This is a genomic window from Paenibacillus alba (assembly GCF_013204855.1).
Taxonomy (GTDB): domain Bacteria; phylum Bacillota; class Bacilli; order Paenibacillales; family NBRC-103111; genus Paenibacillus_E; species Paenibacillus_E alba.
In genome coordinates, this window is record NZ_JABMKZ010000043.1 from 48,512 (window position 1) to 63,166 (window position 14,655).

Consider the following 14,655-nt stretch of genomic DNA (forward strand, 5'->3'; position numbering starts at 1 on the left):
TTGGTCACGCCTCATCTTCCTTTTGCTTCGTGGTGCTCTCGCCTGGATCGAAAGAAACATCCTTATCCGGATGCGTGAATATACCGCCTTGCGGCGCGATCCCTTTTTCAAAGTAGTCGCGGTTCTCGGCGCTTTGGAAGCCAATATCCTTATAGGGATGAACCCACTCATCCCCCGCCATGACTTCGGGATCGGTCTCGGCCGTCCACTGCTCCAGCGGAGAATTGTCGGATTCATACTCGTGATCGCCGATGACAACACCGTGCTCGTTCACGAAAGCTTCATGAGGGCCACGGCCTTGCTCAAATTGCGGGAGAAAATCAATTTCGAACGGGTCAAGCTCACTCTGGTCCTGAGCGGAGACAGCCTTCTTCTGGTCCTTGCTCATGTCGATGGCCGGTTGGGACCGTCCAGTTTTTTATCAACAAAGCCCTCTTTACCTGCCGGTGCGGCCTTCTCACGCTCTTTGTTTTGCTGCTCTTGCTGAACTTGGGTTTTGGAATCATTTTGACTCATGGTACTCAGCTCCCTTCTGCCAGTATTATGTGCCAATGTTGGGAGAAGCATTCCAAGAATAAGCATGAACAGGTACGCAAGCTGCGGTACGCTCAGGTACACGGCGGTTGGTTCAGCAGCAGCGAACAAGCTGGCCAGCATCCCTGCCGCGCCCCCAAAAAGCAGCGAATATTTAAGCAGGATGCCTTGTCCTAACGAACGGCTGCGCCCTTCCCGAACATGCTGCCAAATCAGGAGAGGAACAAGCAAAAGGGCTGTATAGGCATGAAAAGGATGAAAGCGAGATACGGTGCCTTCGACACCAATGCCCCATGGCAGAGCGGTAGGCAAGCCGTAAGCCGGAATCAGCGCACAGACGAGGAACAAGGCAGCCGTCAGCCCCATTGTCAACATATCGAGGAACACATAGAGTGGAATGCGATACTTGCGCAGTTGCCAATACGTATAGCCGCCAGCAAGCAGCAATCCTAGCAGCAGCTCTGTGCTGGAGCCGGGCACCATCAGGATTTTCAAGGGACTTTTCCATATGGAAGGCTGTGTCAACAAAATGCCCAATTTCCAAGTCAAAATGACGATCAAAGCCGCGTTAAAGGCGATGTCATCTACTGATTTTGCAAGCGGCGTCCCAGCTTCTCGACTGAATCGCTTTGAAACAATCCGCATAACCCATAAGCCTACTAGGACAGCCAGGAGCATTGCCGCTAATTTTCCTTGCAGTTGAAGCGGTCCAATCTGTAATACATCAGGCATTGCAGCCAGCCCCTCTCTTAAGCATTATTCTACTTCTCTACGAAGGGAAATAACAGCTTTTGATTCTCGCTGGTATACATATTATCTTTGGTAATCACCTCTGAGCCTGTATCCATCGTTGTGCTGACTTTATGACCTTCCGATGCCTGAATTGCTGTTTTTACCGCTAAATAACCCATGTTGAAAGGTTTCTGCACGACAGTCGCTTGCAAAATTCCCGCTTCCAGAAAAGCAATTTCATTCATTGAGCTGTCGAAACCGATCAGCTTAATTTTCCTCTCAGGATCAAGCTCCTTAAGCGCCCTTGCGGCGCCAATCGTAGACACCTCGTTCAGCCCGAAAATCCCGCGAATATCCGAGTGCTTGGCAAGGAGCTCTTTGGTCTGCTCATAGGCTTTTTCTTCCGAACCGTTGCTATACAGTGTGTCTAAAATCTGTACGGACGGATCTTTCTGCAAATGATCGCGAACCCCGTTTTCCCTATCCATCTGCGTCTTGGACGTTTTGACAAAGCTGACAATCGCATAGTTGGCGGGACCCTGCACATAGTTTTTCATAGTTTCCACCGCTTTGCGCCCTGCGACATAATTGTCGGTGGCAATGAAGCTGGCAGACATTCCGCCTTCCAGGCCGGAATCCACGGTAATGAGCGTAATGCCCGCATTAAGGATTTTTTGCGCAGTGGGAACTAGCCGATTATAATCTGTTGCAGCTAAAATGATGGCTTTGGGCTTCTCCGCGATGAGTGTTTCCACCAGCTTGATCTGCTCGTCAATGTCAGACTCGGACGGGGTACCGATGACTTTCAATTCGGTATTGTATTCTTTGGCTGCGGTACTAGCCCCTTGATTCAAAACACGCCAAAATTCCACATGCGGATTTGTGGTCTTAGGGATAAGGATCAGCGGTCTATTTTTGCTTTCTATGCCTTTGGATAGAAGGAAATACGCAGTTGTCACGAGGATAGCCAGCAGGATGGCTACCGCAATAGCGCTTACTCTAACTTTCAAACTGGCACCTCACTTCTCACTTTGACTTTCATTAGGCGGGATATCCGGTATGCGAACGGTTACCGTCGTGCCTTCTTCCAGCTCGCTCTCGAATTGCAAGCCGTACAGCTCGCCGAAATATAACTGTATGCGATGATTGACGTTGTGCAAGCCAAAGCCCTTGCCCGACTCTGTCTGCCGGTTTTTCAGCGTTAGGCCTCTCAACTGCTCTTCACTCATCCCGACGCCGTTATCTATTACTTTAAGCTCGATCATCCCACCGCTCCTGCGTCCCGTGATGCGAATATGACCCCGTTCCGGCAGATGCTTCATGCCATGGTAGATCGCATTTTCGACGAGCGGCTGTAAAATAATTTTCAAAATGCTGCTGCTCAGCAAATCCGAATCCACTTCAATCGCATAAGTAAATTTATTCCGATACCGAATATTCTGAATGGTCAAGTAGTTCTGGATATGCTGTAATTCCACTGCGATCGGAATCAGTTCTTCCCCTTTGCTGATGCTCGAACGAAGCAATTTGGACAGGGCTGAGGTCATGGTGACCACCTCATCCACCTTTTCCATTTCCGCCATCCAAATGATAGAATCCAGCGTATTGTATAGAAAATGGGGCTGAATCTGCGCCTGCAGCGCCTTCAGCTCACTGATCCGTTTGGACTCTTGATCCTCCAGAGCCTGATTCATCAGCTCTTTGATTTTGGCGATCATCAGATTAAACGTGCGTGACAGCTTACTGATTTCGTTCGAACCTTCCACATCGACACGAATGTCGAAATTCCCTTTTTCCACTTGCTTCATATGAACTTCCAGTTGTTTGATTGGTCTTGTAAGCGTAATAGACAACAAGATGGAAATCGCCAAAGCAATAATGAGGGCGATGCCCCCCCACATCAGAGAGGTCAACTGCATTTCCTTCTTATTTCCTATCAAATCCCCCGCATAGGTAACTCCAACGATCTTCCAGCCAAAGCTCGTGGTGCTGACGGTATAGATTTTATTAGGCTCTGTCTCTTGGGTATGGTAGGTCCCCTCTTTGGCTTGCATAAGCGTAGGAATATCCTCGAATTTCAGACCCGAATAAATAAGCTGCTGCTGTGGGTGGAAGATGAGATCTCCGGCTTGATCAAGAATGAACACATAACCTCGCTGGCCCAGCTGAATTTGATTGCATAGATCGTTAATCACGTTATAATTCAGATCTACGAGCAGAACACCGCTCGCTGCTCCCGGCAGAGGGTTCGGCATTTGCTTGCTGATCGAGACGACCCATTTGTATTCATCCTGATACAGGTGCTGCACGTGGGAAGAGGAAATCGTCACATCCCCACTGCCTTTGCTCGCTTTGGCATACCATTCTTGGGCAACTAATTCGGAAAAAGGCTTAAACTCGCTTCCCGTCCGCTCAGAAACTAAGGCTCCGTTAGACCCTGCGAATAAAATGGAAGCGATATCATTCCGCGAGGCAACGATCGTATGAAAATAACTGCTAATCTGATTCGCCAGTTGCTTCCCGTCGGACTCATTCGGATTGTTCAACGCCAAGTACCGCTTGAGGTCGGTATTGCTCAAAGATAAGGTAGCAATACTTTCCATGTTGCCAATGTAGGTTTGAATGTTTTTATCCACCTGATCAATCAGCTGCTTCGTATATTCAAGCGAAGTATCCGTCACAGCTGCGGTCGAAAGACGATAGGCACTGTAGCTCAGGATCACCGTTGTGCACAGAATGAGACAGGAGAATGCCAGCGCGATCTTGGTATGGATGCTTTTGAACTGCATAGGGCGACTCCACATTCTCATAGGCTCAACTGGCCTTTGTGCGCCGCCCTAAATTCTTTGGGGGTCATGCCGGTGTTCCTTTTGAAAATAACACTGAAATACTGCGGATCGTTATAGCCAACTTTAGCCGCCAATTCGTAGGTCTTCAGCTGGGAAGCCGCCAGCATGTCTTTGGCTTTCTCCAGACGGTACCGAGTCACATACTCCACGAATGTCATGCCGGTATGAGGTTTGAACAATGCGCTGAAGTAGCTCATGCTCATATAGATTTGACTGCACACTTGCTGAAGCGAGAGTTGTTCGTCCGCATAATGCTCATGAATGTAAGCAACTGCGGCTTCCATCTGGGCTTGCGAAACCTTGGTTCGTTTATCCGAGAGCAGCTCGACGAGCGCTAAGCAAATAGCCTCTAGCCAAAGCCGCATATCATCCAACGTTCTCTTTCCATACAGTTCCATGAACGAATGATCCCCCAGCACGGCTGCTTCTTCAAAACCCGTTTCAGCCAAAACATTCATTAAAGCAACGAGCAATTTATTCATTTTGCCATAACATTTATCCATCAAACAGCCAGCCCTCTTCATCTCGTCGATCCATTCCTGCAAGGTTTGGGCTACAGCCGCTTTGTCACCCGTCTTAATGGCTGAGATCAACCTCTTCTCCATATGCGTGTAGCTAAGGTTGTCTAGGCTGCTCCCGTGCTCCATATCTCCGATCGAAATAATTCGGTTCTTCCCCAGCAAAAAGCGGTAATCCAAGGCAGATATGGCTTCCTGAAACGATTTGGGCAGCTCTCGCAGGCTTTCGTATGATCGTCCAATACCCACGGTTACGGTCATGTTCAAATATTTCTCGATACTGTGCCTCGCATGCTCGGCAAGCGTTTGACAGGTCAGCTGCATCAGATGCGGATCACCGGAGATCAGCGCAATAAGCTTATCGTCCCGAGTTCGGAATACAATACCGCCGTGCTCTTTTTCCACAATTTCATGCAAAATGTTATAGGCAGCGAAACGCAAAAGCTCTTCTTCCGCTAATTGATCTATGTAAGCCTCGCGATGAAACTCATCAATATCAAGGGCAAGCGCCGTATAACCCGGACCTTGCAAGGAGAGTCCATAGAGCTGGAACTTGCGTTCAATCTCATCCGCTCTGATACAAGAGGTGACTAATCTTTCGAGGAAACGTTCCCGCAGCAGCGGCATGCTTTCGCGAAACTGATGACGGAGGAAGGTAACATCCTCTCTCTGCGCTCGCTCTTCATCCAGCTCAAGTCTCAGCTTATGCAGGAACTCGGTAAACTCCGCTGAGTTAATCGGCTTCAATAAATAGTCTTTCACCTTCAGCTTGATGGCTTGCTTCGCATAATCGAAGTCCTCGTATCCGGTTACAATTACCACCTTCGTGTCCCTGTAATTCGCAGAAATCAACGTGGCAAGCTGCAAGCCATCCATGAAAGGCATGCAAATATCGGTAATCACGGCATCCGGCTGAAGCCTTTCTACCGCCTCATAGGCATCTCTGCCATTATCGAAATCACCGACCAACTGAAAGCCGCAGGCTTCCCAATTCGTCTTCCTCTGGATGCCTTGCCTGACTTCATCTTCATCATCAATTAGGATGATTCTGTACATACGGGCTTCACCTCTGATCGGAATCAAGCGCTACATTCATTGTACACAGCAATTCCATAAAATAACAATAGAGGCTGCCCCTTTGGGCGCAGCCTCTTCCAGCTTATTCGTATAGCAGCGGTTTGATATCGGCCGCATCAATATTCGTTTTGTCGTACCAGTGGAAGCCCGTATCAATCGATTTCGGAACGGTTTCGCCTTTAATCGCTTGAACAGCTGCCTTCACCGACCAGTACCCGATGCCGATTGGATCTTGGGTGATGGCTCCGGCCATTTTGCCGCTGCGAATCGCATCCATCTGCTGCTTGCCGGAATCGTAGCCGATGACGACGATTTTGCCTTCTTTCTTCAGCTCGGCCATTGCATTAAGAACACCGATAGCTGAGCCCTCATTCGCACCGAAGAAACCTTTGACATTAGGGTGTGCTTGCACAATAGCCTTCGCTAAATCGGTGGATTTCAGTTGATCGCCGCCGCCATATTGCGTATCGACAATTTTGATATTCGGATACTTTTCTTTAATCCGATTCGTAAAGCCGTCTCTGCGGTCAATCCCCGTGCGGCTTGTTTGGTCATGCACAACCAGTGCGATCTCGCCTTCGTTGCCGATAAGCGCAGCCATCTTATCCGCTGCCAAAGCTGCGGCTGCTTTGTTATCGGTGGCGGCAGTCGTTATCGGAATATCGCTGTCGACACCGGAGTCGAAGCCGATAACCGGGATTTTGCCGGCCTTAGCCTTCTCCAGCAGCGGGGTAGCCGCCTTGCTGTCCAGTGCTGCGAAAGCGATCGCAGCCGGCTTTTTGCCAAGTGCGGCTTGCAGCATTTCAATCTGCTTATCCACTTGTGTTTCTGTTTCAGGCCCTTCAAAGGTTATCTCCACATTAAATTCTTTGGCCGCTTTCTCCGCCCCTTGTTTAACAGCTTGCCAGAATTGATGCTGGAAGCCTTTTGAAATGACCGGAATATAGAGCTTATCTGCCTTTGCCGCCACAGGCGCTGCTGTTGCTGCTGGCGCAGCCGTTGCCCCCGTTGTTTTGGTATCCGTCGTTTTGGAGCCGCAAGCTCCTAACATCAACGCTGTTACCAATAATAAGGATGAAACTACCGCGAATTTCTTTTTCCGTGTATGCAAACCGATCTCCCCTTACGTTTCATATTTTGTTGTATCAAACTCCGACATGGAGTGAATACCGATGTTTATTTCTTCCGGCGCCGCATCATATCTGCATAGACCGCTAATACAACGACGATACCTACAATAACTGTTTGCCATTCTTGTTTGACAGACAGGATGCGCAGACCGTTGGTTAGCACGCTCATGATGAGAGCCCCGATAACGGTTCCCAAGATGGAGCCTTTGCCGCCGCTTAAGGAGGTACCCCCGATAACGACAGCGGCGATTGCCTCCAGCTCATAGCCGGAGCCGAGCGCAGGCTGCGCAGAATTAAGGCGGGAGGCCATCATGATCCCGGCGAGACCGCTGAACAAGCCGGTCAGCGAGTAGATGACAATCTTCCAATAGTCCACATTAACACCGGAAAGCCTCGTGGATTCTTCGTTGCTCCCTAAGGCGAAGTTGTAACGGCCAATAATCGTTTTGGATAAAACAATGCTGGCAATAATGGCAGCGCCAAAAAAAATGAGAATGGCATTCGGGATTTCCAAGCCAGGAATGATGGAACTGATAATTGATCCCATGGCTATCTTCGAGAACATAGGTGTATCGTTGAAATAAATCGGTTTCGTTCCTGATATAACGAGCGATAAACCCTTGGTCACCATCATCATGGCTAACGTTGCGATGAAAGGTGGGATCTTCATCTTGGCAACGAGAAGCCCGCTTACGAGACCGCAGACCGCTCCGGTGAGAATGCCTCCGACAATCCCCAGCGGCATGGGCAAATGCCACGTCGTGATGATGACGCCAGCCATCACCGAGGAGAAGGTCATGACAGTTCCGACAGCCAGATCAATACCAGAGGTGATAATGACGAACGTTGAGCCAAGCGCAAGTACGCCAATAACGGCGGTAGAGAGCATGATCGCAACGATGTTGTCGAACTGAAAAAAGTTGCCGGAAGCCGCAGAGAATATGATCACCAGCATAATTAAGCTTGCGAAAGCCAGCAGCTTTTGGGCTGCACCTGTTTGGCTGCGCATGGTGGGAACTATCTTTTTACGTTCAATCCAAATTGACATAAGAATCCTCCTAAGACTTCCACTAACTGATCCGCATCGTGGCGTATTTCATAATTGCTTCTTGGGTTGCATCCTCCCGGCGCAGCTCGCCGGTGATTCGACCTTCGCACATGACCATGATGCGGTGGCTCATGCGCAATATTTCGGGCAGCTCGGAAGAAATCATGATGATCGATTTCCCTTGCGACGCCAGCTCATCCAACAGCTTGTAAATCTCTGTCTTCGCGCCGACATCGATGCCTCGCGTCGGTTCATCGAAGATCAGAATGTCACAGTCGCGCAGCAGCCATTTGCCGATAACAACTTTCTGCTGGTTACCGCCGGAGAGGAATTTAACCTGCTGATGAATACTTGGCGTTTTGATTTGAAGCGCTTCCACGAATTGCGAAGCAGACTGATCCATCTTACTGTCATTCATCCATCCGAGCAGGCGCCGCACCTGGCGATAGGAAGCTATCGCGATATTCGTCTTCACATCCATATCAACCATAAGCCCATATCGTTTGCGATCCTCGGATAAATAGCCAATTCCGTGTTTCACCGCTTCGTGCGGAGCTTTGATCTGCACTTTGTTCCCGTGGATGAATATCTCACCCGTGTCTAGCGCGTCAGCGCCGAAAATGGCTCGCGCCACTTCGGTTCTCCCGGCTCCCATCAGACCGGCGAAGCCAAGAATTTCACCTTTGCCCAGATGAAAGTTCACTCCCTTCACTGCTGAGCCGCGGTTCAGATTCTTCACCTCAAGCACCCGAGCACCCGACGTATCAGATTCTTGCTGCTGCGAAGCGACGAACAGCTCGCGGCCAACCATCATCGTAATGATTTGCTCGATGGAGGTATCCTTGGTCTGTACCGTATCAATGTAACGGCCATCACGCATCACGGTGATGCGATCTGTAATTCGCTTCAGTTCCTCCATCCGATGAGAAATATAGACAATGCCAACCCCACGCCCTCGCAGCTGTTCGATGATTCGAAACAAGTCTTCAATCTCGGCATTCGTAAGCGCTGCTGTAGGTTCATCCATGATCAGCACTTCCGATTGGAACGATAATGCTTTCGCAATTTCAACCATTTGCTGCTTGGCGACAGTGAGTTCAGCTACTTTGGTGCGAGGATCGAGTTGAAGATTCATCTCCTCCAGCAGCCTCTGTGCCTGCTCATTCAGCTTGCGATCATCAACGAACAGCTTCATGCCCCATCTCGGTTCACGCCCGATAAAAATATTCTGGGCAATCGTCAAATCCGGCATCAGATTCAACTCTTGATGAATCATCGAAATGCCCATTAGCTGAGCCGCACGTGTATGCGAGAAATTCACTTCCTCGCCCTTGACCAAGATACGTCCCTCATCTTTTTGATAAACACCCGTCGCAATTTTCATTAACGTCGATTTTCCCGCACCATTCTCGCCGACAAGCGCATGCACTTCTCCGGCCGCTAACTCCAAACGGCACTGATGCAAGGCGTGCACACCAGGAAAATGCTTCTCAATTCCTTCCATGCGGACAAGAATTTCACTCATGACCTCACCTCGTACTGTACTGTGGTTATATCGCTTATTCTATCTGTTATTTAATGGAAAAAGAGTGGATAAATCTCTACAAAAAAGTTGAAATTCTTATGATTATCTCTGCGCTGAAATCACGAAAAAGCAAAAGAACCCGCCAGATTAATCATTGTCGGGTTCTTTTATGGCGTCAAAAATTGAAATGTAAATGAAGATTTATTCAATTTATCGAAACGAAAGCCGGCTGCTTGCAGCTTCCCAATCACGATAGGCAGCGCCTCGAGGGTTGTCGTTTTGTAAGTGCTATCGTGCATGAGCACGATAATGCTTTTCTTGCCGCGGCTCGCGCTTGTCACGGCATCAATGATCATGTCCCTATCCTGCACAGGCGCAGCGGCATCCGTCGAGCTGACGTTCCAGTCAAAATACTGGTAACCCTCGTCTTTGACCACGCGGGCAACTTTACTCATAATGCCCTTGCCCCCAGGCTTCCAGCTCAAATGATTGTTTGACCCTCCGGGGAAACGTAAAATATCAGGGCGGTAGCCGACAGTTTCCTCCAACAGCTGATCCAGCTTATGTACGTCTTTCATGAAAGCCTCAGGAGATTTATAAATACGGTTATAATCATGCGAATACGAATGATTTCCAAGCGCGTGGCCTGCGGCAGCAATCTCCTTATACAGCGACCTGCCCTCAGCGGTGTCAGACCCCACAACGAAAAAAGTCGCATGAACTCCAAAACTTTTCAAGACACGAAGGATCTTCCTTGTGTTCTCAGAAGGACCATCATCGAAGGTGAGATAGGCGATTTTGCCCTCAGTAGGAGGAGATGCGTGTGGAGGCCCTGTGTAAAAATGCCTCGTCTCCACGATAGCCTTATCTAAATCATCTACCGCTGCTGCCTCTTTTGATGTAGAAGTCGGGCTGCCGCTGGAGTCGATACTTGCCGTTTCTCCTGATAATTGTTTGGGAACCTGCTTGGCTTGCTTCGCATGGATTTGTTCAGTCGAGCATCCAATCAAATTGGCGCTAATTATTAATCCAATTACATAGATACCTGTTCTGCGTATCTGAACTCCCATCCAAGCTCCCCCTCTTCATGCAAATCCTGATCTTTTTAGTATGCCTTTTCTCCCTTTCGACATTAAAACCAATATTTCCCGGGAAATCCGCAGGATTAGCCTTTTGTCGCTTTTGTCACCCGCCTTTAACCATAAAATGAAAGAAGAACGCATGAATTATGAAGTAAGGACTTCATGTTCATGCGTTCTTTAGTCTTAATCTTCAACTATGTTCATAAAAAAGCGGATTTACATTTGCTGTTCAGGTTGGAGATTGTAAGGACGTTTTCCCGTTTCGGAAAAGAGTTCGGAAGCTCTTACGAGCCAAAGGAATAACCCAGTAATCCCCGCCGAATCTACCTGCGTTCATACCTGCTGCCAAGATAAAAAATTGAAGAAGAATTAAATTGGGATTGCTGCTGATTGCTCCGGCGAACAAATAATTGAAGTTCATGATGATGCCCATTAAAGCTGCGAAAGTCGTGAGAGTTCCTGCGATTAAGCCAATACCGACAAGAAGCTCCCCCCATGGAACTATGAAATTAAAGATTTCTACCTGAGGCAGCGCAAAACCTTGCAGGAAATCTCCGAACCATTGTTGAACGACGGGCTTTTCTCCTTCGGCTTTTGCAATTCCCCCTTTGATAAAACCGGAAGCATCGAAAGACTTTTCCCCTGATAATTTCCCCCACCCGGATGAAAGAAACTTCCATCCCACATACAGACGAAGCATTATTAAGAGTCCTGCGGCTGTCCAACTGTTTCGTAACCAATTCATCATCATAAATCCCTCCAATTTAAAGTATTTGATCCTAGTACCTAATGAATTCTAATTACTTTTCATCATCCTCCTAAAATAGACATTAATGCATTAAATGTACATTAAATTACTTTTTTTGTAAATATTTTTCTCTAGGCAAGCAGTCACCGCTCGAGACCATGAGCGTGTCAAAGCCCTCTCCGTTTAGAACCCGCAAAAAAGGGACTGTACTCAGGCAGAATTTCTACCCGAGGACAGTCCCTTCGTGACCAGCTATTTACTCAGCTTCTTTAACGCTTAGTTTTTCTTTCAGCAAATTCAGCTGCTCATCGACTTTGGCTTGTTTGGCTACATCAACAGGTGTGTAGCTGCCTACTGAACCTGCTGGTACATAAGGTTTGCGAGCGATTTCCGCTTCCACTTCCAATTGGATGATTTTCTCTTCCATGCGTTGGAAGCCGCGGGATGCGCTGCCGCTTTCGATGACACCATTGTAGGAGACTTGCGCCATTTGCTTTTTAGCTTTCGCTAATTGAGCGCGGGATACGAGCTCGTTGCGTTTGTTGCGCATTTTGTAGAATTCGTCTTTCATTTCGTGAAGTTGTTGCGTCAACTCATCCGCATGCGCTTTGGCGGATGAATATAGATCTGTATACTCAGCGATTTTATCTTCGTGGTACAATTTTTCTTCAACAGCTTGGCGGGCAATAGCTTCTTGACCATTTTTGATAGCAGCGGACGCTTTGGCTTCACGGTCAGCTACCAAGCGAACGGATTCTTCCAAACGTTGTTTCAGCTTGCGCTCACTTGCAATTTGTCTAGCAACAGTTACTTCAGCTTGTGCGATTTCTTGCTCCATATCGCGCAGATATTGATTCAACATAACGATCGGATCCTCGATTTTATCCAATACCTCGTGAATTGATGCTTTTGTCATATCTTTCATTCTTGTAAATACTCCCATGGTTTACACGTCTCCTTTTTTAATGTCAATTGGTTGTTGTTCAAAACGAGCGACTTTGGCTCTAAGTTCTTCGACTTCTCTTTGCAGTGCTTTTTTCTCAATGTCTTTCATCATCTCATCGATGTTGTTCGTCGGTACACCTGCATTGTACGGTGGGGTATTGAAGTTCGCAGGCTGCTGCGGTGCTTGGTGAGGCGGATACGGCTTGTGCGTATTCCAGCTTCCACTATTGTTGTAGTTTTGGCGGCCATACGAACTTGCATATGGATCATATGGCTGGTCATAACCTGGTTCTTTGGGAATTACAATTGCAGCTATGAAGTAGATGAAAATGACTGTTCCTCCGGTGAAAAAGGTGGTAATAACCACTAACAATCGCAAGAGTGTTGCATCTACATTCATGGCCTCGGCAAGTCCGCCGCAAAGACCGGTAACTTTTTTATCTCTTCGTGAGCGGTAAAGTTTGCTCATGATTTTTGTGCTCCCTCCTGTTGCAGTTTGTTTCTCAGAGCTTCCAGCTCAGCATCTACGGCAGGGTTGCCCCCGCTATAGTAGCTTTCACGTCCCATGCGTCTTACATCACGGAGTGTTCTAGCGTGTAGCTCCATATCGGAAACGCGCTCTTCCAAGCGTCCGAACATCCGCGGTGCGCCATCCTGCGTCACACTGCTGCGGGCATGCAGCCTTTGCTGCAAACGCGCGGATTCCATTCGGGCCAAGTAGTAACTACGTTTATCTGCCACTTCTTTGTAATCGGCTTTGAGCTGCTGCAGTTCCTCATCCAAATCGAGAATCGACTGCTTGGCCTGCTCATAGAGTTCATGATATTGCTCGCTTTTCTCTTCGGCTTGCAATTTCTCTTGCAGCACGATGCGTGCCATATGTTCTTCGCCGGCTTTCAGAGCCAGAAGCGCTTGATGCTCACGTTTCTCTTTGGTCTCCAGCGCCGTCAAATATTGCTGCCTGAGTGAAGCTGCGTGGCTGACACATTGCTGGTACAGCCTCTCAGACTGTTGAAGCTGCTCGCGTTGTGCAGCTAAGTACTGGTCAATCAAGCGAACCGGATCTTCGGACCGTTCCAAATGTTCATTCAGTGATGCCACGGTAATGTCTCTCATACGCCTTAATAGGCTCATCTCTCATACCACCTTTTTCAATCTCTGTTTGTTCGTTCCACTTAAACGGTTCTTCTTGTCAGCATCGAAACTCCGTAGCCAATCAACCCGATAGCCAGGAGAATGATAATCCAACCTGCCAACTTGCCCAGCAGGATAATTCCGCCGATTCCTGCAATCAACCAACCAATTTTGCTGCCATTCTGAATCCCGACATAACCTAGGCCAACCATTGCAATTGGAATCACGTATCCCATCACCGAGCCGATAAAGGGTCCCATGTGAATGCCTAGTTTATTTAACAAAATCAGGGCACCGAATGCGATTAGCAGAGCGGCAAAGCCTGTATTTCTTTTCATCGTTTCGTCACCGCCTTTCGTTTGTTTGTTGTGCTCTTGTTCATGTCTTTATTCTAGGTAAAAATGCAGCTTTCCAAAACGGACCGCAGGCGGTATTTGATCCTAGACCTTAGTCGGGGCGCTTCTACGACCTCCGAAAAGTTCATGTTTATACGACACAGATACGGGTTAAGTACATTACAAACTAGATATCGACAAATTTCGGATGTGAAAGGCAGGAACTATTTGATGAAGCCGATTATGAAATCTAATGTGAACTCAATGAAGAAACCGAATAGGGGATCCTTTGTGATCCGTATCTTGTTGTTTATGCTTTTGGTTCTTCTATTACATACATACGCCTGGGAGGCTACGGCAACAGCACCAGCCAAAATGGCGATAGCCGCGGCACCTGCATCAATCATGCCTCCGCTTCCCTTGACTAAGAATGCCTCACAACGGGTCGCAAGCTTAGCTCTTCAAAACTTAACCGCACAATTCCAGCAAGCAAAACAGGCGACACCAGCTACAGCGCCGCTTTTCTCCTTCTCCGTATTAAGTGACGTGCATGTTGGAGCCAAAGATACAGATTCCCAGAAACGCTTTCGCGCAGCGCTAGCCGACCACATGAACATCCGACCAGACAGTAAATTGATGGTTCTAAATGGCGATCTTACGAACGGCATCAATAACGATTACAAAAGCCTCTTCAACATTATGTATGAATTCAAGCTTCCTCCCGTCCATGCAACTATGGGAAATCATGAATACTACGGCTTATGGGAAACGAAGCAAGAGGATTTAGATACGAGCAGGCTGAGTACGGATTGGTCCAGCGGACAAGCTATCAACTCTTTTGAGCAAATGTTCAATTATAAAAAGCCCTACCACGAACTTGATCTGGACCCTTTGTCAAGGACACTTGAAAAAACTCAGTTTAAATCTAGACAGCTAACAATAGATGATTCCTGTATTGCACAGGGGTCATCTTTTTTAATCCCCATTGATATCGATTG

15 protein-coding genes are annotated in these 14,655 nt (G+C 47.9%); 1 reads left to right on the top strand and 14 read right to left on the bottom strand.

Annotation, left to right across the window (positions count from 1 at the left end; translation table 11 throughout):
- Positions 1–4: 4 nt before the first annotated feature.
- From HQN90_RS32665 to HQN90_RS32730, 14 genes are all read right to left on the bottom strand, one after another.
- Positions 5–388: a DUF3905 domain-containing protein gene (locus tag HQN90_RS32665; protein ID WP_173226871.1), complete on the bottom strand. Its 384-nt coding sequence runs from the start codon at positions 386–388 to the stop codon at positions 5–7.
- Entirely contained in the window at positions 385–1,266 is an 882-nt protein-coding gene (locus HQN90_RS32670; protein ID WP_173226783.1) for a prolipoprotein diacylglyceryl transferase, read from the bottom strand. Before HQN90_RS32670 ends, HQN90_RS32665 begins: the two co-directional genes overlap by 4 nt.
- Positions 1,267–1,295: 29 nt before the next feature.
- Complete coding sequence (locus HQN90_RS32675; protein WP_216855534.1) at positions 1,296–2,276, bottom strand: substrate-binding domain-containing protein; 981 nt, start codon at positions 2,274–2,276, stop codon at positions 1,296–1,298.
- Between the two features lie 9 nt (positions 2,277–2,285).
- The gene (locus HQN90_RS32680) at positions 2,286–4,055 is read right to left on the bottom strand and encodes a cache domain-containing sensor histidine kinase (protein ID WP_246362951.1); all 1,770 of its coding nucleotides are present in this window, start codon (positions 4,053–4,055) and stop codon (positions 2,286–2,288) included.
- Between the two features lie 17 nt (positions 4,056–4,072).
- Positions 4,073–5,689, bottom strand: a complete 1,617-nt coding sequence (locus HQN90_RS32685; protein WP_173226875.1) for a response regulator transcription factor — start codon at positions 5,687–5,689, stop codon at positions 4,073–4,075.
- Between the two features lie 103 nt (positions 5,690–5,792).
- Positions 5,793–6,761 carry an ABC transporter substrate-binding protein gene (locus HQN90_RS32690; protein WP_173226899.1) on the bottom strand — a complete coding sequence of 323 codons (969 nt, stop codon included), beginning with the start codon at positions 6,759–6,761 and terminating at the stop codon, positions 5,793–5,795.
- 125 nt (positions 6,762–6,886) lie between these two features.
- Positions 6,887–7,888, bottom strand: a complete 1,002-nt coding sequence (locus tag HQN90_RS32695; protein ID WP_173226877.1) for an ABC transporter permease — start codon at positions 7,886–7,888, stop codon at positions 6,887–6,889.
- Positions 7,889–7,910: 22 nt separating this feature from the next.
- Positions 7,911–9,413 (bottom strand): sugar ABC transporter ATP-binding protein, encoded by a 1,503-nt coding sequence (locus HQN90_RS32700; protein ID WP_173226879.1) that lies wholly within the window; start codon positions 9,411–9,413, stop codon positions 7,911–7,913.
- A gap of 167 nt (positions 9,414–9,580) precedes the next feature.
- Complete coding sequence (locus HQN90_RS32705; protein WP_173226881.1) at positions 9,581–10,483, bottom strand: polysaccharide deacetylase family protein; 903 nt, start codon at positions 10,481–10,483, stop codon at positions 9,581–9,583.
- Between the two features lie 241 nt (positions 10,484–10,724).
- Positions 10,725–11,246 (bottom strand): DoxX family protein, encoded by a 522-nt coding sequence (locus HQN90_RS32710; RefSeq protein ID WP_173226883.1) that lies wholly within the window; start codon positions 11,244–11,246, stop codon positions 10,725–10,727.
- 253 nt (positions 11,247–11,499) lie between these two features.
- Positions 11,500–12,186: a PspA/IM30 family protein gene (locus tag HQN90_RS32715; protein ID WP_173226885.1), complete on the bottom strand. Its 687-nt coding sequence runs from the start codon at positions 12,184–12,186 to the stop codon at positions 11,500–11,502.
- 3 nt (positions 12,187–12,189) lie between these two features.
- A complete protein-coding gene (locus HQN90_RS32720; RefSeq protein ID WP_173226887.1) occupies positions 12,190–12,657 on the bottom strand; it encodes a PspC domain-containing protein in 468 nt (155 codons plus the stop codon).
- The gene (locus tag HQN90_RS32725) at positions 12,654–13,322 is read right to left on the bottom strand and encodes a PspA/IM30 family protein (RefSeq protein ID WP_079410851.1); all 669 of its coding nucleotides are present in this window, start codon (positions 13,320–13,322) and stop codon (positions 12,654–12,656) included. The genes HQN90_RS32720 and HQN90_RS32725 overlap by 4 nt, the downstream gene beginning before the upstream one ends.
- 41 nt (positions 13,323–13,363) lie before the next feature.
- Positions 13,364–13,660, bottom strand: coding sequence for a LiaF transmembrane domain-containing protein (locus tag HQN90_RS32730; protein ID WP_173226889.1), 297 nt, complete (start codon positions 13,658–13,660; stop codon positions 13,364–13,366).
- Between the two features lie 288 nt (positions 13,661–13,948).
- Here HQN90_RS32730 and HQN90_RS40145 point away from each other — a divergent pair.
- On the top strand, positions 13,949–14,655 hold a 707-nt coding region (locus HQN90_RS40145; RefSeq protein ID WP_173226891.1), incomplete at its 3' end, for a metallophosphoesterase.